20 protein-coding genes and 1 pseudogene are annotated in these 19,393 nt (G+C 64.6%); 14 read left to right on the top strand and 7 right to left on the bottom strand.

Going from position 1 to position 19,393, the window contains the following annotated elements; all coding sequences use genetic code 11:
- From HG250_RS02045 to HG250_RS02035, 3 genes and pseudogenes are all read left to right on the top strand, one after another.
- Positions 1-231 (top strand): annotated as a pseudogene (locus HG250_RS02045) (primosomal protein N'); the annotation flags it as partial.
- A gap of 60 nt (positions 232-291) precedes the next feature.
- The gene (locus tag HG250_RS02040; RefSeq protein WP_170002339.1) at positions 292-1,851 is read left to right on the top strand and encodes a cryptochrome/photolyase family protein; all 1,560 of its coding nucleotides are present in this window, start codon (positions 292-294) and stop codon (positions 1,849-1,851) included.
- Between the two features lie 56 nt (positions 1,852-1,907).
- Complete coding sequence (locus tag HG250_RS02035; RefSeq protein ID WP_170002337.1) at positions 1,908-2,549, top strand: glutathione S-transferase family protein; 642 nt, start codon at positions 1,908-1,910, stop codon at positions 2,547-2,549.
- On the opposite strand, the gene HG250_RS02030 is transcribed toward HG250_RS02035, so the two are convergent.
- The gene (locus tag HG250_RS02030; RefSeq protein WP_170002335.1) at positions 2,546-3,070 is read right to left on the bottom strand and encodes a methylated-DNA--[protein]-cysteine S-methyltransferase; all 525 of its coding nucleotides are present in this window, start codon (positions 3,068-3,070) and stop codon (positions 2,546-2,548) included. The two genes, HG250_RS02035 and HG250_RS02030, sit on opposite strands and share 4 nt — an antisense overlap.
- A 107-nt stretch (positions 3,071-3,177) precedes the next feature.
- Between HG250_RS02030 and HG250_RS02025 the strand changes: the two genes are divergently transcribed.
- The 7 genes from HG250_RS02025 (at position 3,178) to HG250_RS01995 (ending at position 12,190) form a co-directional block, all read left to right on the top strand.
- Positions 3,178-4,812 (top strand): S1C family serine protease, encoded by a 1,635-nt coding sequence (locus HG250_RS02025; RefSeq protein WP_240956855.1) that lies wholly within the window; start codon positions 3,178-3,180, stop codon positions 4,810-4,812.
- A 142-nt stretch (positions 4,813-4,954) separates the two neighbouring features.
- Positions 4,955-5,518 (top strand): F0F1 ATP synthase subunit delta, encoded by a 564-nt coding sequence (locus tag HG250_RS02020; protein WP_170002333.1) that lies wholly within the window; start codon positions 4,955-4,957, stop codon positions 5,516-5,518.
- A 22-nt stretch (positions 5,519-5,540) separates the two neighbouring features.
- Complete coding sequence (gene atpA / locus HG250_RS02015) at positions 5,541-7,070, top strand: F0F1 ATP synthase subunit alpha (protein ID WP_170002331.1); 1,530 nt, start codon at positions 5,541-5,543, stop codon at positions 7,068-7,070.
- A 31-nt stretch (positions 7,071-7,101) separates the two neighbouring features.
- Complete coding sequence (locus HG250_RS02010; RefSeq protein WP_170002329.1) at positions 7,102-7,980, top strand: F0F1 ATP synthase subunit gamma; 879 nt, start codon at positions 7,102-7,104, stop codon at positions 7,978-7,980.
- A gap of 94 nt (positions 7,981-8,074) precedes the next feature.
- Positions 8,075-9,532 (top strand): F0F1 ATP synthase subunit beta, encoded by a 1,458-nt coding sequence (gene atpD, locus HG250_RS02005; RefSeq protein WP_170002327.1) that lies wholly within the window; start codon positions 8,075-8,077, stop codon positions 9,530-9,532.
- A gap of 43 nt (positions 9,533-9,575) precedes the next feature.
- The gene (locus HG250_RS02000) at positions 9,576-9,833 is read left to right on the top strand and encodes an ATP synthase F1 subunit epsilon (protein WP_170002325.1); all 258 of its coding nucleotides are present in this window, start codon (positions 9,576-9,578) and stop codon (positions 9,831-9,833) included.
- A 206-nt stretch (positions 9,834-10,039) separates the two neighbouring features.
- Positions 10,040-12,190 (top strand): prolyl oligopeptidase family serine peptidase, encoded by a 2,151-nt coding sequence (locus tag HG250_RS01995; protein WP_170002323.1) that lies wholly within the window; start codon positions 10,040-10,042, stop codon positions 12,188-12,190.
- Between the two features lie 306 nt (positions 12,191-12,496).
- Here the strand turns inward: HG250_RS01995 and HG250_RS01990 are convergent, their stop codons facing one another.
- Positions 12,497-13,489 carry an SDR family oxidoreductase gene (locus HG250_RS01990; RefSeq protein ID WP_170002321.1) on the bottom strand — a complete coding sequence of 331 codons (993 nt, stop codon included), beginning with the start codon at positions 13,487-13,489 and terminating at the stop codon, positions 12,497-12,499.
- On the opposite strand from HG250_RS01990, the gene HG250_RS01985 reads away from it, so the two are divergent.
- Both HG250_RS01985 and HG250_RS01980 read left to right on the top strand, forming a co-directional pair.
- The gene (locus HG250_RS01985) at positions 13,488-13,688 is read left to right on the top strand and encodes a hypothetical protein (protein WP_170002319.1); all 201 of its coding nucleotides are present in this window, start codon (positions 13,488-13,490) and stop codon (positions 13,686-13,688) included. The two genes, HG250_RS01990 and HG250_RS01985, sit on opposite strands and share 2 nt — an antisense overlap.
- Positions 13,670-14,128 (top strand): DUF4126 domain-containing protein, encoded by a 459-nt coding sequence (locus HG250_RS01980; protein ID WP_170002317.1) that lies wholly within the window; start codon positions 13,670-13,672, stop codon positions 14,126-14,128. The genes HG250_RS01985 and HG250_RS01980 overlap by 19 nt, the downstream gene beginning before the upstream one ends.
- Positions 14,129-14,131: 3 nt before the next feature.
- On the opposite strand, the gene HG250_RS01975 is transcribed toward HG250_RS01980, so the two are convergent.
- Both HG250_RS01975 and glmU read right to left on the bottom strand, forming a co-directional pair.
- The gene (locus HG250_RS01975; protein WP_170002315.1) at positions 14,132-14,422 is read right to left on the bottom strand and encodes an HNH endonuclease signature motif containing protein; all 291 of its coding nucleotides are present in this window, start codon (positions 14,420-14,422) and stop codon (positions 14,132-14,134) included.
- A 10-nt stretch (positions 14,423-14,432) separates the two neighbouring features.
- Positions 14,433-15,797, bottom strand: a complete 1,365-nt coding sequence (gene glmU / locus HG250_RS01970; protein ID WP_170002313.1) for a bifunctional UDP-N-acetylglucosamine diphosphorylase/glucosamine-1-phosphate N-acetyltransferase GlmU — start codon at positions 15,795-15,797, stop codon at positions 14,433-14,435.
- A 61-nt stretch (positions 15,798-15,858) separates the two neighbouring features.
- Between glmU and HG250_RS01965 the strand changes: the two genes are divergently transcribed.
- Together HG250_RS01965 and HG250_RS01960 are read left to right on the top strand one after the other, a co-directional pair.
- On the top strand, positions 15,859-16,548 hold the full coding sequence (locus HG250_RS01965; protein ID WP_170002311.1) for an HAD hydrolase-like protein: 690 nt from the start codon (positions 15,859-15,861) through the stop codon (positions 16,546-16,548).
- A 128-nt stretch (positions 16,549-16,676) separates the two neighbouring features.
- Entirely contained in the window at positions 16,677-17,612 is a 936-nt protein-coding gene (locus HG250_RS01960) for an SDR family NAD(P)-dependent oxidoreductase (RefSeq protein ID WP_170002309.1), read from the top strand.
- A 75-nt stretch (positions 17,613-17,687) separates the two neighbouring features.
- On the opposite strand, the gene HG250_RS01955 is transcribed toward HG250_RS01960, so the two are convergent.
- The 3 genes from HG250_RS01955 to HG250_RS01945 are packed head-to-tail and all read right to left on the bottom strand — an operon-like array spanning position 17,688 to position 19,389.
- A complete protein-coding gene (locus tag HG250_RS01955) occupies positions 17,688-18,038 on the bottom strand; it encodes a DUF2794 domain-containing protein (RefSeq protein WP_170002307.1) in 351 nt (116 codons plus the stop codon).
- Complete coding sequence (epsC, locus tag HG250_RS01950) at positions 18,038-18,736, bottom strand: serine O-acetyltransferase EpsC (RefSeq protein ID WP_170002305.1); 699 nt, start codon at positions 18,734-18,736, stop codon at positions 18,038-18,040. The genes HG250_RS01955 and epsC overlap by 1 nt, the downstream gene beginning before the upstream one ends.
- 26 nt (positions 18,737-18,762) lie before the next feature.
- The gene (locus tag HG250_RS01945) at positions 18,763-19,389 is read right to left on the bottom strand and encodes a P-loop NTPase family protein (RefSeq protein WP_170002303.1); all 627 of its coding nucleotides are present in this window, start codon (positions 19,387-19,389) and stop codon (positions 18,763-18,765) included.
- Positions 19,390-19,393 lie beyond the last annotated feature (4 nt).

The following is a 19,393-nucleotide window of genomic DNA, read 5'->3' as shown; positions in this document are numbered from 1 at the left end:
GAGGCCGCCCGCGCCATCGGCGGCACCCGCCCCGACCTGCCCGATGTGGCGATCCTCGGCCCCGCGCCCGCCCCCATGGCGCTGCTGCGCGGCCGCTATCGCTACCGCCTGCTGATGAATGCCCGCCGCAGCGCCAATCTGCAGGACGTGATCCGCAAATGGCTGGGCGACCTCCAGTTCCCGCAAGGGGTGCGGGTCAGCGTGGATGTGGATCCTTACAGTTTCGTCTAACAGCCTGGCGATTGCCGGGCAGGCGCGGAACCGGGCGCGCCGGTGCCGGATTGTAGCGGCATGACGCAGCCCATCCTCGTGCCGATTCTCGGCGACCAGCTTTCCCGCAATCTCGCTTCCCTGCGGGGCCGCAAAAAGGACGATACGATCATCCTGATGATGGAGGTCTGGGAGGAAGCGACCTATGTCAGACATCACAAGCAGAAAATTGCGCTGATCTTTTCCGCCATGCGGCATTTCGCGGCCGAACTGGAGGATGCCGGCTGGACGGTGGAATACACCCGCCTAAGCGACGAGGAAAACACCGACAGCTTCACCGGCGAAGTCGCCCGCGCGGTGGAACGGCACGACCCGCGCGAGATATGCGTCGTGGAGGCGGGCGAATGGCGCGTGCAGCAGGCCATGGAGGAATGGGCGGGCAGGTTCGATTGCCCGGTGACGATCCTGCCCGACGACCGCTATATCTGCTCCATCGCCGACTTTCGCGAATGGGCGGAGGACCGGGCCAGCCTGCGGATGGAGACCTTCTACCGCGAGATGCGCCGCCGCACCGGCCTGCTGATGACCGATAGCGGAAAGCCAGAAGGCACTGAATGGAATTACGACAAGGAAAACCGCAAGCCGCCTGCGGATGAGATGGACCCGCCGCCGCGCCCCATCTTCCCGCCCGATGCGATGACGCAGGAAGTCATCGAACTGGTCGAAAGCCGCTTCGGCACTCACTTCGGCAGCCTGGACGATTTCGGCTGGCCGGTGACGCGCGAGGAAGCGGAAGTCGCCGCCGACGTGTTCTTTGCCGAACGGATCGAACGCTTCGGCCCCTATCAGGACGCGATGGTGATGGGCGAGGACCAGCTCTACCATTCCATGCTGTCCACCAGCATCAATCTTGGCCTGCTCGACCCGATGGAACTGTGCCTCAGGGCGCAGCAGGCGCTGCATGACGGCAAGGCACCGATCAATTCGGTGGAGGGCTTCATCCGTCAGATCATCGGCTGGCGCGAATATGTGCGCGGCTTCTACTGGCTGTTCATGCCCGGTCTGCAGACCGCGAATGCGCTGGAGGCACACCGCCCGCTGCCGGAATTCTACTGGACCGGCGCCACCGACATGGCCTGCATCGCCGATTGCGTCCGTTCCACCCGGGACAATGCCCATGCCCATCATATCCAGCGCCTGATGGTTCTGGGCAATTTCGCGCTGCTGGCCGGGATCGATCCACAGGACGTGCAGGACTGGTATCTGGTGGTCTATGCCGATGCCTATGAATGGGTCGAACTGCCCAATGTCTCGGCCATGATCCTCTATGCCGATGGCGGGAAGCTGGCGAGCAAACCCTATGCCGCCAGCGGAAATTACATCAACAGGATGTCCGATTATTGCGGCAAATGCATCTATTCGCCGCGTAAGAAGACCGGCGAAGGCGCCTGCCCGTTCAACCCGCTCTACTGGCATTTCATGACCCGGCACAGGGACCGGCTGGAGAGCAATCACCGCGTGGGCCGCATCTACGCCAATTGGGACCGGATGGACGAAGAGAAGCAACAGGCCTATCTGGACAGCGCCGAAGCCATCCTCGAAACGCTCACCCCCGCATCGGGCTGGGCCCGCAACATCTGAAACCGGCACCATCTGCCGGCAACATCTGCCAGCAACATCTGAAGGAACCGCCTGTCATGCTGACCATCCACCATCTGGGCCTGTCGCAATCCGAACGCATCGTCTGGCTGGCGGAGGAGATGGAGCTGGACTACGCATTCAAACGCTACGAACGCCGCGCCGACAACCGCCTCGCGCCCGATGACTACAAGGCGCTGCATCCGATGGGAATCGCGCCGGTCATCACCGATGGCGACCTGGTGCTGGGCGAAAGCGGGGCGATCATCGACTATATGGTGGCCACTTATCCCGGCGGGGAGGCGCTGGTGCCATCCCCCGGCAACAGCGATTTTGCCGATCACCTGTTCTGGTTCCACTTCGCCAATGGCACTTTCATGACCAATGGCATGATGCAGCTGATGCTGACCATGGCCGAAGCGCAGAACCCGATGCCGGGGCAATTCGTGGCCGACCGGACCGAAAAGGCCTGGGCCATGGTGGAGCAGCGGCTGGGCGAGGCGGCGTATTTCGGCGGCGCGATGCTGTCCACCGCCGACATTATGATGGGCTACGGCCTCACCACCGCGCGCCTGTCGCGCGGCACCTCGATCGAGGCCTATCCCAACATCCGCGCCTATCTCCAGCGCATCGGTGAACGTCCGGCCTATGCCCGCGCCATGGCGAAGGCCGAACCCGGCATGCCGCCCAAGCTGGACTAGCGCGCCGGGGCGAACATCACGCCTTCGCGCGCCAGCAGGCTGCGCTTCATCTCCGCGCCATAGGCATAGCCGCCGAGCGTGCCGTCATGCGCGATCACCCGGTGGCAGGGCACCAGCACGGCGACGCCATTCGCCCCGTTCGCTCCGCCGACCGCCCGCGTCGCCTGCGGGTTGCCGAGGCGTTCCGCGATATCGCGGTAGGACCGCGTCCTGCCTGCGGGAATGGCGCGCAGTTCCGCCCAGACGCGCTGCTGGAATTCCGTTCCGTGCTGATCGAGCGGAATGTCGGCGCCGTCATCCTCGCCCGCAACCACCGCCTGCACGCGCGACACCAGAGCATCGAATGCAGCGTCGCCTCCGCGCAATTCGGCCTTGGGGAAGTGGCGGCGGAGGTCCTGCTCGTCCTCTCCGAAGCTGAGCCGGCAGATGCCGTCCTCGCTCGCGGCAACCAGCATCGGGCCATAGGCGCTGCCTGCCACGGCATGGTGAATGGTCTTGCCTGCGTTTCTGGCTATACGCATGATCTGGCCCTTTCCTGAAATGAGCCTGGTTCCGCCATGTGGAGCGATGTCGCCATAAGCCTTTGCTTGCCGGGAGGCAGGCGATTCGCCTAAGCATCTGCCGCATCATGCTACGCCGCTTCCATCCTGTCATCATGCCCTTTGCCCTGGTGGCCGCGCTTGCCGCGTTGCTGCTCGCCGGTTTCGCTGCGCTTGCCCCGGCCCGCGCCGAACCTGCCGATGTCGCAGCGGCGGCGCGTGGCGTCGTCCGTGTCGTGGTGATCGGCAGTGACGGCGAGGAAATTTACCCGATCAGCCACGGCACCGGTTTCGCGGTTTCGCCGACCCGCATCGTGACGAATGCCCATGTGGTGCTGCAGGCGCAGGCGGACGAGACCCTGCGGATCGGCATCGTGCCGTCCGAAGGCGACGATGCCGAATATGCCAGTGTGATCGCCGTCAGCCCCCGCAACGATCTTGCCCTGCTGGCGATCGAGGGCGACCTCCGCCTCCCGCCGCTGAGCATCGCGGGCGGCGGCACCAGCGATAGCGGCGAGGTGTCGGCAGTCGGCTACCCGATGAATGTCGACAGGGCGCAGGGGCTGGGCAATGGCGATATCTTCAAGTCGCAGCCGCCGGTGAAAAGCCGGGGCTTTCTGTCGGGCACCCGGCCATCGCGCCAGTTCGATACGATCCTTCACACGGCCCCCATCGCGCGCGGGAATTCGGGCGGTCCGCTGCTCGACGGATGCGGCAGGGTGCTGGGCGTCAACAGCTTCGGCGCCGATTCAGACGGGTCGGATGCGGAATTCTATTTCGCCGTTTCGGACCGCGAATTGCTGCCCTTCCTGCGCGAAAACGGCGTGCGGCCCGTGGTCAATGCCTTGCCCTGCCGCAGCCTGGCTGAGCTCGACGCGGCGGAACAGACGCGCCGCGATGCCGAACAGCGCGCCGCGCGCCTGCAATTGTCGGAGGAGGCCGAGGCGCAGCGCAGCCGCCGCCAGCGCGTCCAGCTGGAGGCCGCAATGGCCGTGGCGCAGGAACGCGAGAACGCCATGGCATTCGCGGCCCTGCTGATGGTGGCCGCACTGGCCGCTGCGGGGCGGGGCTGGCGTGCCGGGCAGAAGAGGGCCGACGAAAGCGAACCGGACGAGGACGATTTCGAACGACACGCGGGCAGCCGCGTGCCGATGCTGGCATTCGCCGGGGTAGCGGTGCTGGCCGCGGCGGCCTCTGCCGGCATATGGCTGTCGCGGCCCGGACTTGCCGAAATCGACCGCCGCGTCATCGCCGCGATGGCGGATGGGCAGAAAGGCAGCGAGGTTGGGAGCGCCGGTCCGCAGGCGGCAAATTCCGCCGCCGCCAATCTGATCTGCACGCTGGATCCTTCCCGCAGCAGGGTGACCGGGCCTGCGAACGAGGAAATCGCCTTTTCGTGGGAGGCGCAAGGATGCGTCAACGGGCGCACGCAATATGGCTTTTTGGGCGAAACATGGTCGCGCCTGTTCGTGCCGAATGAAGAGGCGGCAGTGTCGGTGAACAGCTACGATCCCGGCAGCCGGACCTACCGGATGGAACGCTATCTGCTGCCGCGCGCGGCGATGGAGGCTGCACGGTCCGCCCGCGCCGCCTATTCCGCGCCTGCCTGCGGCAGCGACGAACCGGCGACGCTGCTGGGCGAACGCCAGTCCGCCGTCGCCGCCCTGCTGCCCGGTGCGCCGAACGAACGGCTGGTCTATGACTGCCGCGCCGAGGGAGGTTAGCGCGAAGGCTCTTTCCACTGTCCTTGCAACTTGCATCCGTGCCATGCCGGTGCTAGGCGCGCGCCATTGATTACCCGGACGACCCCGTCGTCGCTGCGGTGATACGCCATCGTTCCAACCGGACCCGAGAGGACAGAGACGCGTGGAGATTTCCGCCGGTATTCAGGCTAGCCTGGCAGGCCGCTATGCCGTGGCATTGTTCGATCTCGCATCCGAGAACGGCACCGTCACGCAGGTCGAGAACGACCTTGAGAAGCTGGACGCCGCGATCCGCGAATCGGCCGACCTGCGCGCGCTGATCCGCAACCCGCAGGTATCGCGCAAGGCTGCCGAAGGGGCGCTGAACGGCGTCGCGGGCCTGCTCGGCATCGGGCCGCTCACGCGCAATTTCCTCGGCGTGCTGGCGCAGAACCGCCGCCTGTCCGACCTGCCCGCGATGATCCGCGCCTTTTCCGCTATCGCCGCCGCGCAGCGGGGCGAGATCACGGCAAAAGTGTCCAGCGCCCATGCCCTGTCCGAAACGCAGCTCGCCGCGCTGCGCGCCAAGCTGACCGCGCGCGAGGGCCGGACCGTGAAACTCTCCCACGAGGTCGATCCCGAATTGCTCGGCGGCCTCGTCGTCACCATCGGATCGCGCCGTATCGACGGTTCGATCCGCACCCGCCTCAACTCCCTTGCTCAAGCCATGAAAGGCCAGCGGTCCTAAGACCGTTCAGGAAAGGTATCCCATGGAAATCCGCGCCGCAGAAATCTCGAAGGTCATCAAGGACCAGATCGCCAATTTCGGGACCGAGGCCGAAGTCAGCGAAGTCGGTTCCGTCCTGTCCGTCGGTGACGGTATCGCCCGCATCCACGGGCTGGACAACATCCAGGCCGGCGAAATGGTCGAGTTTCCGGGCGGCATTCAGGGCATGGCCCTGAACCTCGAATCCGACAATGTCGGCGTCGTGATCTTCGGGTCCGACAGCGGCATCAAGGAAGGCGACACCGTCAAGCGGACCGGCACCATCGTCGACGTGCCTGTCGGCAAGGGCCTGCTCGGCCGCGTGGTCGACGCGCTCGGCAATCCGATCGACGGCAAGGGCCCGATCGTCGCTGAAAAGCGCAGCCGCGTCGAGGTGAAGGCACCGGGCATCATCCCGCGCCAGTCGGTGAACGAACCCGTGCAAACCGGCCTCAAGGCCATCGACGCGCTGGTTCCGGTTGGCCGCGGCCAGCGCGAACTGATCATCGGTGACCGCCAGACCGGCAAATCCGCCGTCGCCATCGACACCTTCATCAACCAGAAGCACGGCCACGCCACCGACGATGAAGGCAAGAAGCTCTACTGCATCTATGTCGCCGTGGGTCAGAAGCGTTCCACCGTCGCCCAGATCGTGAAGAGCCTGGAAGAAAATGGCGCCATGGAATATTCCATTGTCGTGGCCGCAACGGCTTCCGAGCCTGCGCCGCTGCAATATCTTGCCCCCTACACCGGCTGCGCGATGGGCGAATTCTTCCGCGACAACGGCATGCATGCCGTCATCGTCTATGACGATCTGTCGAAGCAGGCCGTGGCCTATCGCCAGATGTCGCTGCTGCTGCGCCGCCCGCCGGGCCGCGAGGCCTATCCCGGCGATGTGTTCTACCTGCACTCCCGCCTGCTCGAGCGTGCCGCGAAGATGAACGACGCGCAGGGTGCCGGCTCGCTTACCGCGCTGCCGATCATCGAGACGCAGGCCGGCGACGTGTCCGCCTACATCCCCACCAACGTGATCTCGATCACCGATGGGCAGATCTTCCTGGAGACCAATCTGTTCTACCAGGGCATCCGTCCGGCCATCAACGTCGGCCTGTCGGTCAGCCGCGTCGGCGGTGCCGCCCAGACCAAGGCCATGAAGAAGGTGTCCGGCTCGATCAAACTGGAACTGGCGCAGTACCGCGAAATGGCGGCCTTCGCCCAGTTCGGTTCCGATCTCGACGCATCGACGCAGAAGCTGCTGAACCGCGGCGCGCGCCTGACCGAATTGCTGAAGCAGGCGCAGTTCTCGCCCATGCCGTTCCAGGAACAAACAGTGTCGATCTTTGCCGGCACCAATGGCTATCTCGACGCCGTGCCGGTGGACCGGGTGACGGATTACGAAACCGCCATGCTGGGCTACATGCGCAGCGAACATGCCGACATCCTGACCGACATTCGTGAAACGAGGAATTTCGATGACGATGTCAAGGCCCGTACGGTCAAGGCGCTCGACACTTTCGCCAAGCAGTTCGCCTGATCACGCAAACCGATAGAAACAGGGAGCCGACATGGCCTCGCTGAAGGAACTCAAAGGGCGGATCAACTCGGTCAAATCGACCCAGAAGATCACCAAGGCCAAGCAGATGGTCGCCGCCGCGAAGCTGCGCAAGGCGCAGGCAGCGGCCGAGGCTGCGCGCCCCTATGCCTCGCGTCTGGCAAAGGTGATGGCCAGCCTGTCGTCCAAGGTTTCGGGCGACAGCGCGCCGCTGCTCCTTTCCGGCACGGGCGAGGACCGGCGGCATCTGATGGTCGTCGCCAATAGTGACAAGGGCCTGGCCGGGGCGTTCAATTCCAACATCGTTCGCGCCGCGCTCTCGCACGCGCGGCGCCTGCAATCCGAAGGCAAATCGGTCGAATTCTATCTGGTCGGCAAGAAAGGCCGCGCGCCGATCAAGCGCGCCTTTCCCGGCCAGGTGAAGAATGAATTCGACACGACCGACGTGCGCGAACCCGGCTATGGCGAAGCGGAGCGGATCGCGGCGGAACTGATCGACATGTTCCATGACGGCAAGTTCGACATTGCGCATCTCTACTTTTCGACCTTCAAGAGCGCGCTGACCCAGGAGCCGACCGGCCAGCAGATCATCCCCGTTCCCACGCCGGAACTCGACTCGTCGGTCCGCGATTCAGGCGCCGTGGTCGATTACGAGCCGGACGAGGAAGCGATCCTCGAGGAATTGCTGCCGCGTTATCTGAAGACGCAGATCTTCGGCGCGCTGCTGGAAAACAACGCGTCGGAACAGGGCGCTTCGATGACCGCGATGGACAATGCCACGCGCAATGCGGGCGAGTTGATCGACGATCTGACCATCCAGTACAACCGCAGCCGCCAGGCCGCGATCACGACCGAACTGATTGAAATCATCGCTGGCGCGGAAGCGTTGTAGCGAAAGAGCAAGCGCTGGCGCGGAAGCGCTGTAGCGATAACAGAAACGCCGGCGCGAAAAGCGCTGCAAGCTACGTCAAGGCAAGGAAGACACCATGGCTACCGCCCCCGTACTCAACCAGACCACGAATGGCACCATCGCCCAGGTCATCGGCGCTGTCGTCGATGTCCAGTTCGAAGGCGAACTGCCGGAAATCCTCACCGCGCTCGAAACGAAGAACGGCACCAACACGCTGGTCCTGGAAGTCGCGCAGCATCTCGGTGAAAATACCGTTCGCACCATCGCCATGGACGCCACCGAAGGCCTCACGCGCGGGCAGGAAGTCATCAACACCGGCCGCCAGATCACCGTTCCGGTCGGCCCGAAGACGCTCGGCCGCATCATGAATGTCGTGGGCGAGCCCATCGACGAGCGCGGCCCCGTGGGTGCCGAACGCAGCGCGCCGATCCATGCCGAGGCGCCGCTGTTCGTCGACCAGTCGACCGAAAGCGCCATCCTCGTCACCGGCATCAAGGTCATCGACCTGCTCGCTCCCTATGCCAAGGGCGGCAAGATCGGCCTGTTCGGCGGTGCCGGTGTCGGCAAGACCGTGCTGATCCAGGAACTGATCAACAACATCGCCAAGGGTCACGGCGGCGTGTCCGTCTTCGCCGGCGTGGGTGAACGCACCCGCGAAGGCAACGATCTCTACCACGAATTCCTCGACGCAGGGGTCATCGCGAAGAACGATGCCGGCGAGGCGATCTCCGAAGGATCGAAAGTCGCGCTGGTCTTCGGCCAGATGAACGAACCTCCGGGTGCGCGCGCCCGCGTTGCCCTGTCGGGCCTGACCATGGCGGAATATTTCCGTGACGAGGAAGGCCAGGACGTATTGTTCTTCGTCGACAACATCTTCCGCTTCACGCAGGCGGGTTCCGAAGTGTCGGCCCTGCTCGGCCGTATCCCTTCCGCCGTGGGGTACCAGCCGACGCTGTCGACCGACATGGGCGCGCTGCAGGAACGCATCACCTCGACCAACAAGGGTTCGATCACCTCGGTTCAGGCCATCTACGTTCCCGCCGATGACCTTACCGACCCTGCCCCCGCTACTTCCTTTGCCCACCTCGACGCGACCACCACGCTGAACCGCGCGATTTCGGAACTGGGCATCTATCCCGCCGTCGATCCGCTTGATTCCACCAGCCGCGTTCTGGAACCCCGCGTCGTCGGGCAGGAGCATTACGACACTGCCCGCCGCGTCCAGGAAACCCTGCAGAAATACAAGAGCCTTCAGGACATCATCGCCATTCTGGGCATGGACGAGCTATCGGAAGAGGACAAGCTGACCGTTCAGCGCGCCCGCAAGATCCAGAAATTCCTGAGCCAGCCCTTCCACGTGGCCGAGGTGTTCACCGGGATATCCGGCAAATTCGTGCAGCTTGAAGACACCGTCGCCAGTTTCAAGGCGGTCGTCGATGGCGAATACGACCATCTGCCCGAAAGCGCGTTCTACATGGTCGGCGGGATCGAGGATGCCGTCGCCAAGGCCAAGAAGATGGCCGAAGAGGCCTGAGGCGCAAGGCCCGGATAAACTGAGCGAAAGAAGCGAACAGATCATGCCCCTGCATTTCGAACTCGTCACGCCCGCCGCGCTCGTCCGGTCGGAAGATGTCCACATGGTGATCGTCCCCGGCACCGACGGAGAATTCGGCGTGCTGGAGGGGCATGCCCCGTTCATGTCGACCATTCGCGACGGTAATGTGCAGATCGTCAGAACCCCGGGCGCGACGCCGGAAAATATCGCCGTGCGCGGCGGTTTCGCCGAAGTCGGCGATGGCGGGTTGACCGTGCTGGCGGAGCATGTCGAGGGCTGAGGCCGGATCGCTTGCGACAGATAACGAAGGGCGGCCATTTGCCGCCCTTTTCGTCGGCCATATTATTGAGGATGCCGATAACGAAGGGCGGCCATTTGCCGCCCTTTTCTTCGGCCATATTATTGAGGATGCGCGGCCCTCCCCCTGTTGCCTTTCATGCGCCTTGCGGGCAATTTGCCGCCAGGCAGACGTCAGGGAAGCAGATCATGAAAAGAACATTCATACGCGCGATGGCCACCGCCGCCGCCAGCATTGCCTTGGGAACCAGCATGACCCCCGCAGCCGCACAGACCACCGCGCCCGCCAGCACTACGGGCGTGCCGGACGAGAGCACCGATCCCTTCATCTGGCTGGAAGAGGCCCGCAGCGACCGGGCACTGGACTGGGTGCGCGCCGAGAATGCGCGGACGGAAGCCGAACTCACCGCCGACCCGCGTTTCGAAACACTCAAGGCCGAAGCGCTGGCGATCCTCGATTCCGACGACCGCATTCCCTATGTCGGCTTCGCGCGCGACGGCATGTATAATTTCTGGCAGGACAAGGCCAATCCCAAGGGCATCCTGCGGCGCACGACCCTGGAAAGCTACCGCACCGACGAGCCCGAATGGGAAACGGTGCTCGATGTCGACGCTCTGGCCGCTGCCGAGGGACGCGAATGGGTCTATGGCGGCATGACCTGCCTGCCGCCGGAAGGCCGGCACTGCATGGTTGCGCTCTCCGATGGCGGCAAGGATGCGACTGTCATGCGCGAGTTCGACCGCGTGACGAAGAGCTTCGTCGAGGGCGGCTTCACCCTTCCCGAAAGCCAGGGCGGGATCACCTGGATCGACAAGGACACGCTGCTCGTCGGGCGCGATTTCGGCGAAGGCACGCTGACGGAAAGCCTGTATCCCTACACGGCGCGCATCTGGAAGCGCGGGCAGGACATCTCGCAGGCGCAGGAAATCTTCCGGGGCGAACCCACCGATGTGTCGGCCGGGGTCTATTTGCTGCGCGACAAGGACGGCGTCGAACGTGCCCGCCTCGCCTATCGCGGGCTCAGCTTCCACGAGCGCGAATATCAGCTGTGGAAGGACGGCGAATGGGTCGTGCTCGATCTGCCGAAAAAGGCCGCGCCTTACGGGCTGGTGGACGATCAGGTGCTGATCTCGACCGATGTGGACTGGAGCGTGGGCGGACAGACCTTTCCCGCAGACTCGATCATTTCCGCAAGCCTTGACGAATGGAAGGCCGACCCGAACAACGCGAAGCGCACGCTGGTCTGGGCGCCGGGCGAGCGCCAGACCAAGCAGGGTGCGGCAATCACGTCGGACGGTCTCTACGTCGGGCTGCTCGACAATGTGCGCGGCAAGGTGGTGCGCTTCGATCGCGCAAATGGCGCATGGCAGCAGCAGGAACTGGACCTGCCGGAAAACGCCACCATCGGCATCGGATCGTCGGACGATCTGACCGACACGCTGATGCTGAATGTCACCGATTTCCTCAGCCCCACCCGCCTCTTCCTCTATGATGGCGAGACGCAGAACCTCGAGGCGCTGAAATCCTCGCCCGTCCTGTTCGACGCTGCCGGCGCGACGGTCGAGCAGCACGAGGCGATCAGCGCCGATGGCACCGCCATCCCCTATTTCATCGTCAAGCCTGCGGGCATGAAGGGCAGCGGCAACACCCCCACGCTGCTGACAGGTTACGGCGGCTTCCAGGTGCCGCGCCTGCCGGGCTATCTGGGTACGACGGGCAAATTGTGGCTCGAACGCGGGGGTGCCTATGTCCTCGCCAATCTTCGCGGCGGCGGCGAATTCGGCCCCGGCTGGCACCAGACCGCTATTCGTGAAAACAAGCAGCGCACCTGGGACGATTTCATCGCCGTGGCGGAAGATCTGGTGGAGCGCGGCTTCACCACGCCTGATAATCTGGGCATCCAGGGCGGCAGCCAGGGGGGCTTGCTGGTCGGCACCGCCTTCACCCAGCGCCCCGATCTGTTCGATGCCGCCATCGTGCAGATCCCCCTGTTCGACATGCTGCGCTATCACGAGATCGGCCGCGGAGCTTCGTGGATCGGCGAATATGGCGACCCCCGCATCGCGGAACAAAGGGCGTGGATCGAACCCTATTCCCCCTATCAGAAGCTGAATGAGGACAAGGACTTTCCCAAGCCCTTCTACATCACGAGCACCGCCGACGACCGCACGCACCCCGCCCATGGCCGCAAGGCTGCGGCGCGGATGAAGGCGAATGGCGACGACTATCTTTATTACGAGGACATGGTCGGCGGCCATTCGGGCGGCGTGGACAATGAACAGCGCGCCAGATTGCTGGCCTTGCAGAATGTCTATCTGCTCCGGCAATTGGCTGACTAGTGCAGGGCTTGGCCCCGCCGGTCGAGCGATTGGCGGACAAGCCAGGCGTGACGCCTGAAAAAGATCGAGCGCGATGCTCCGGATTGCCAAAGGACCGGGAGGGCGGGCTGTGGGCGGGACCGGCCGCCGGCCCCTTACCGCCGGTGACCGTGTGCGACATGGGACATCTGCCCGGTGCTCATCGTTCCGCCTGCGGGCGCGATATCCGTCTCTTCATGGTGACGGTCTCAGCCACCTGCGCCAGTAGCCGCGCGGTAAGCGCCGGTTCCGGCCAGGCCGCAGGCGCGAAGGAGGGCGATCGACGCGCTAGCCCAGCACCGCCCTGATCGCCGGGCCGTAAGGCGACCCGCCCAGCCAGCCGATCTGCGTTTCCGCCGTGACCCGGTTGATCTCCACCTGCGGAATATTGCCGCCGCTGACCGGCTGGCGCAGCGGACGGGTGCCCGGCGCCATGGCGATCAACTGCTCGATGGCGCGCGGCACTTCCATCGGATCGGCGGAGCGGCCCGATCCGTCTTCTTCACCCATATTGGCGACGATTTGCGGATAGCCTGCAAGATGTTCTTCCTCCGCTCGCGCCTTCAGTGCGCCGGTGTAGATGTTGCGATTGACCCAGACCTCGGTCGGATAGCCGCCGGGTTCGATGATCGATACATCGATATCATGCGGAACGAGTTCATAGGCGAGCTGTTCGCTCAAGGCTTCCAGCGCGAACTTGGTGGCCGAATAATGCCCGCCATGGGGCATGATCACCCGGCCAAGCTGCGAGCTGATCTGGATGATCTGCCCGCTGCCGCGCTGCCGCATGCCGGGCAGCACCGCCCGTGCCATGCGGTGCGCGCCGAACACATTGGTGTCGAAGATCAGCTTCGTAGCTTGCATGTCCTGCACCTCGACCGGGCCGGTGATGCCGATACCGGCGTTGTTCACCAGCACATCCACCGGTCCGCCATTGATCCGCTCGGCCTCGGCGACGCCGCGCGCGGCCTGTTCATCGGACAGGACATCGATTTCGATGATGTGGATGTCGAGTCTCTCGGCGCGGGCGAGGTCAGCCAGCTGTGCCGCCTCGACCCGTGGCAGGTTCCGCATGGTGGCGAACACTTTTGCCCCGCGCCGGGCGTAATGTTCTGCCCCGAGCCGCCCAAAGCCGGACGACGTGCCGGTTATGAGGATGGACTTGCCCGACAGGTCGCGCGGTGTGCCCGGCGCGGGCCGCTGCGCAATTGCAGGCGTGGCGGCAAGCACGCCCACGGCGGCGGTTCCGGCGAGCAGATGGCGGCGCGAAAGATCGGGCATGGCGGTGTCCTTCTCCGGTGATGTCAGCCGCCGGTTCATGCTTCATCGCGCCGTGATCCGTAGGCCCGGTTTCTGGGCGCAGCATCTGCCGGCCACGATGAATTTGCAAGGATTTCGGTTCAGCCGCCGGATCGAATACCGCCGTTCGCCCGTTGGCAGCGCAAAAGGAAAGGATAATTTATGCTGCGTTCTCTTCTGATGGGCCTTGTCGCCGGGCAACGATCGATGTCGCCGCTGGCTGCGCTGGCAGGTGCCGCGCGCCAGGGCAGACTTCCTTACGACAATGCCGAGGCGCGGCTGCTCGAACATCCGGTCATCGCCGCCGGCGGCGTGGCAATGGCCGCGGCCGAAATGGCGGGCGACAAGATGGAGAGCGCGCCTGATCGCACTGTCTTCCTCGGCCTGCTGGCGCGGACCATCACCAGCGGTTTCTCCGGGGCGACGCTTGCGCCGCCCAGGCAGAGGCTGGTGGGTGCTGCGGTGGGCATCGGCACGGCGCTGATTTCTTCGCATGTCGGGCTGGCTGCGCGCAAATGGGCGATGCGCCGCTGGGGCCAGACCGCGACTGGCATTGTCGAAGATGCGCTCTCCATCGGCTCGGCGCTGGCCATCGCCAATGCGCGGCCCGCACGCAGCTGAGGATCAGCGGGTAGGCGCGTGGAAGTCGGGCGGCTTGTCCTGCACCCAGCTCACGAATTTCATGATCCGTTCGCTTTCCATCAGGCGGGAGCGATCGCTGCCGATGCGGGCGAGTTCGGCATTGCTGTAATTCGCGTGGATCGCCCGGTGACAGATTGGGTGTACCGGCACCGTGTCGCGGCCCTTCTTCGCCTTGGGCACGGTATGATGCTGCTGGATACGCGTGGCGAACGGGCGGCCGCAGAGCCAGCAGGTAAGCGCGTCCTGCCCGGCAGAGTCGCTATCGTCTGGCATCAGGAGCGAATCACTTCTTCTGCTGTTCCTTCCGCTTCTTCATCGTGTCGTGGAAGCGGTCGGCCCAGCCTGGCTTCACCAGCTGGTCGCTGCGGACCATCCGCAATTCGCCTTCGGCCACATCGCGGCTCACCGCGCTCCCGGCAGCCACGATGGCATCCGCCCCGATTCGCAGCGGCGCGATCAGCGAGGAGTTGGAGCCGATGAAGGCACGGTCGCCGATTTCGGTCCGATGCTTGAAATAGCCGTCGTAATTGCAGGTGATCGTACCCGCCCCGATATTCGCGCCCGCGCCTATGTCGGCATCGCCGAGATAGGTGAGATGGCTCGCCTTCGCTCCTTCGCCGAGCGTGGCGTTCTTGATCTCGACGAAATTGCCGATCTTGGCGCCTTTCCCAAGCACCGTACCGGGCCGCAGGCGCGCATAGGGGCCGACCGTGACGCCTTCGCCCAGGGTGGCTCCTTCCAGGTGGGTGAAGGCGCGGATCGTCGCGCCATCCGCGACCCTGACTCCCGGCCCGAAGACAACATTGGGTTCGATGGTGACGTCCCGGCCCAGCTGCGTGTCCCAGCTGAAGAAGACGGTTTCGGGTGCCTTCAGGCTGGCCCCTTCGGCCATGGCTTCCTCGCGCCGGTATTCCTGCCACTGCGCCTCTGCCGCCGCCAATTCGGCGCGGCTGTTGATGCCCGCCACCTCACCGGGATCGTCGGTCTTCACCACGGCGCAATGCCGCCCGTCCGCATTGGCGACATTGACGATGTCGACCAGGTAATATTCGCCCTGGGCATTCTCATTGCCGACGCGGTCCAGCAGGTCGAACATATCGGCGCTGCGCGCGGCCATGAGGCCCGAATTGCACAGGGCGCAGGCGCGTTCGTCCTCGCTGGCGTCCTTATATTCCACCATCTTTGCAATCCGTCCGGCATCATCGGCGATGACGCGGCCATATTGCAGCGCATCCGCCGGTTCGAAGCCCAGCACGACGACTGCCGGCGCATCGCCCGCATGCAGGCGGTCGAGCATGGCCGCCATGGTTTCCGGACGGACGAAAGGCACATCGCCGTAGAGCACCAGCACGTCGCCATCGAAATCGCGCAGGGCGTCCCTTGCCTGCTGCACCGCATGGCCGGTGCCTTCCTGCGGTTCCTGCAAAGCGGTTTTCGCGCGTCCCTCCAGCGCCCTTTCCATCTGGTCGCGGCCCGAACCGACCACCACGACAGTTTCCTCCGGCGAAAGCAAATTTACCGATGCCAGCAGATGGTCGATCATCGGCCTGCCCGCGATGGGGTGCAGTACCTTGTGCGTGGCGGATTTCATCCGGGTTCCCTTGCCGGCGGCGAGGATGATGGCGGCGATATTGGCGTGTCTGGTCATGGTGGGTGCATTGCCATCATTTTCTTGCGGTTTGAAGCCGCTTGCGTCACGCGGTGCCGCGATGGCTGATTTTCTCTTCGATATCGTCGGTTTCGACCTTGATGGCACCCTGCTCGACACCCATCAGGACTTGGGCGCGGCGGTAAACCATGCCTTGCAGCTGGCGAACCGCCCGGCAGTCCCGGTGGAGCGGATCGAGAGCCTGATCGGCGGCGGGGCCAAGCTGATGCTGCGCCGCGCGCTGGAGGAGACGGGCGGCATATCCGACGAGGATTTCCGCCCCTTGTACAAGGCGCTGCTCGCCTATTACGGCGAGCATAATGCCGATTTGTCCCGGCCCTATCCGGGCGTGGTGGACACGCTGGAAGAACTGGCGCGGCGCGGCGTGAAGCTGGCCGTGGTCACCAACAAGTTCGAAAGCTTCGCCGCCGACATCCTGCGGAAACTGTCGCTCGACCATCATTTCGGGGCGGTGATCGGCGGCGACACCATGGGCAAGGGCCGCGCGAAGCCCGCGCCGGACCCGATCTTCGAGATAATCCGCCGCCTGGCCGGCGCGGATGCCGGCACCGCGCGCGCCGCTTTCGTGGGCGACAGCAGCTATGATATCGGTTCGGCCCGCGCTGCCGGTGTGCCGGTGATTGCTGCTGCCTATGGCTATTGCGACCGGCCCGCGCAGGATCTGGGCGCGGATGCGGTCATCGACACGATGGCCGACTGTATTGCCGCGCTGGAATCGCTCCGCAGCTGAGCTGCCTCGCGTCTGCAACGCCCTGCCCCTACGGCATGGCGGACCACGGCGAGCATGGTTGAAGCGGACCGGAAAGGGTGGCATTCCGGCGCGGAACTTCAATTTTTCAGACCAAGAGGACCGATCACATGAGCATTTCCTTCAAGGACCGCGTCGCCATCGTTACCGGAGCAGGCGGCGGCCTGGGCAAGGAATATGCCCTGGAACTCGCCCGCCGCGGTGCGAAGGTCGTGGTGAACGACCTCGGCGGATCGCGCGATGGCACCGGCACGTCGGACGCCGCCGCGCAGGTAGTCGAGGAAATCGAGAAGGCCGGCGGCGAAGCCATCGCCAACGGCGCTTCGGTGACAGAATATGACCAGATGGAAGAGATGGTCGCCGATGCGAAGCAGAAATGGGGCGGCGTCCACGTCCTGATCAACAATGCCGGCGTGCTGCGCGACAAGAGCTTCGCCAAGATGAGCCCCGATGATTTCGAATTCGTCGTCCGCGTCCACCTGCTCGGCAGCGCCTATGCCACCAAGGCGGTATGGGACACGATGCGCGACCAGGCCTATGGCCGCATCCTGATGACCAGCAGCTCCACCGGCCTGTTCGGCAATTTCGGCCAGGCCAATTACGGCGCGGCGAAGCTGGGCCTCGCGGGCCTGACCAAGACGCTGCATCTCGAAGGCGCGAAATACGACATCAAGGTCAATTCCCTGTCGCCGGTCGCCGGAACGCGGATGACCGAAGATCTCTTCCCCGAAGAAGCCTTCAAGCTGTTCGGCCCTGAAAATGTCGTGCCGGCCGCCCTGTTCCTCGTCAGCGAGGATGCGCCGACCAATGCCATCGTCGGTGCGGGCGCGGGCGGGTTCCATTCCGCCTGGGTGATGATGAACGATGCCGTCTGGCTCAAGGATGACGAGCGCACCGTCGAAGGCTTTGCGGCGAATTGGGAAAAGATTTCCGAAAAGAACAATCTGCATGCCCCGCAATCGGGTGCCGAACAGTCGGGCGCGATCCTGAAGGCGATGCAGGACGTGCTGGGCAAGGACGCGGCGCCCTCCTCCGCGCGCGGCTGAGCTTTACAACTCGCAGGATAAGACCCTCGCGCCGGGTTTGGCGCGAGGGTTTTTTATCGTCACGGCGCGCCGCAGTCAGGCATCGACAGCTTTCAACAGGCGGCGTTCCACCGGCGCGAGAATGCCGCCGAGTTCATGGCCGCGTTTCAGGACCTGCCCCTGTTCGCCATACAGTGTCCACATGCCTTGCTTACCCCGCAGCGACGGACGCTTCTCGATCCGGGTCTGCGGGCGTTCGGCGGCCCTGCGGAAGGCATCGAACAGGGCAGCGTCGCGCGTGAAATCCATGGCGTAATCGCGCCATTGGCCCGCCGCCACCATTCGCCCGTACAGGTCGAGGATGCGCTGCAATTCGTCACGGCCAAAGGCGATTTGCGCGGCTGGCTGCCCCGGAAACGGGAGCACCGTGCCTGTAAGACCGGTCATCAACTGTCCGTCCCGCTGCGCCGCGCCGCATCCTCGTCAACCGCTTTCAGCCGCTCCAGCTCGTCATGCAGCGCCTTCACCTGCACCTCGAGCGCGATCAACCGCTTGTCCTCCGGCCGGGGAGCGGTATTTTCATCGCAGGGCGTGCCATAGGGCATGAAGCCGCGCATCCAGGTTTCCACCGGCACCAGCGTGGAACGGGCCTTCATCCCGATCATCGTCGCCCCTTCGGGCACGTCGTCGGTGACCACCGCATTGGCGCCGATGCGGGCGCGCTCCCCCACCTCGATCGGGCCGATCACCTGCGCACCCGACCCGATGATGACATTGTCGCGCAGGGTGGGATGACGCTTGCCCGGAACGCCGTTGGTCGGGTTGGTTCCGCCCAGGGTGACGCATTGATAGATGGTGACATTATCACCGATTTCGGCAGTCTCGCCAATAACGGTAAACCCGTGATCGATGAACAGATTGCGCCCGATCACCGCGCCAGGGTGAATGTCGATGGCGGTAATCATGCGCGAAAAATGGTTCACCAGCCGCGCCAGGAAGAACAGGTCGGCCTCGAACAGCCAATGCGCGACGCGGTGCAGCGCCATGGCCCATACGCCGGGATAGAGCAGGATTTCCCAGCGGGAACGCGGCGCGGGGTCGCGCGCGCGGATCGAGTCCAGATAGGAGACGAGATGGTCGAACACGGGGCAAGTCTCTCACCTAATAACCGTCAGATCAAGCGTGGCTGCCGTTCCGCCCCTGCTTCTGCGTCGCTTACCGCTTCCAGCGCCTCACGCCAAAGCGACATGGTGGCCGCGCTCTTGCGTTCCAGGCTCAGCCTGTCGATCGCGGCCACGAGGGTCTCGACTCCGGCAAAGCTGCGCATGACACGCGGCACGAGATAGGTAAGCGCGCCTTCGCCCAGCGCAAGACCCGCCTGCGCGGCATGGCTTTCGATCAGTGCGGCAACCATCGCATCGTCGGGCACCCCGATCTGCAAAGGCAGCGCCGCGCCCATGCGCGACCGCAGATCGGGAAGCGCAATGTCCCAGCGTTCCGCGCCCGTCACCAGCAGCAGCGCATCGCCGCTCTCCTGCGCCCGGTTCCAGCGGTGGAACAATGCGGTTTCATCCAGCGCATCGGCATCGTCCACCGCTTCGTTGCCCGGCTGCGCGGCGAACCAGCGTGCCAGCAGCGACCGGCCCGAACGCGGCGGGCCGGACAGGATCGCGGTGCGGTATGGCCAGCCGGACGGGCTGGATAGTGCCTCGATAGCAGCTTCATTGGCATTGCCGATCACGATCCGCGCCGGTTCGCGGCCCGGCTTTTGCGTCAGCGGAAGCGCGAATTGCGACACCGGC

Source organism: Pseudopontixanthobacter vadosimaris (assembly GCF_012979275.1).
In the GTDB taxonomy this organism is placed as follows: Bacteria; Pseudomonadota; Alphaproteobacteria; order Sphingomonadales; family Sphingomonadaceae; genus Pseudopontixanthobacter; species Pseudopontixanthobacter vadosimaris.
Note: the sequence above shows the minus strand (reverse complement) of the source record. Positions and strands in the feature narration are given on the sequence as shown.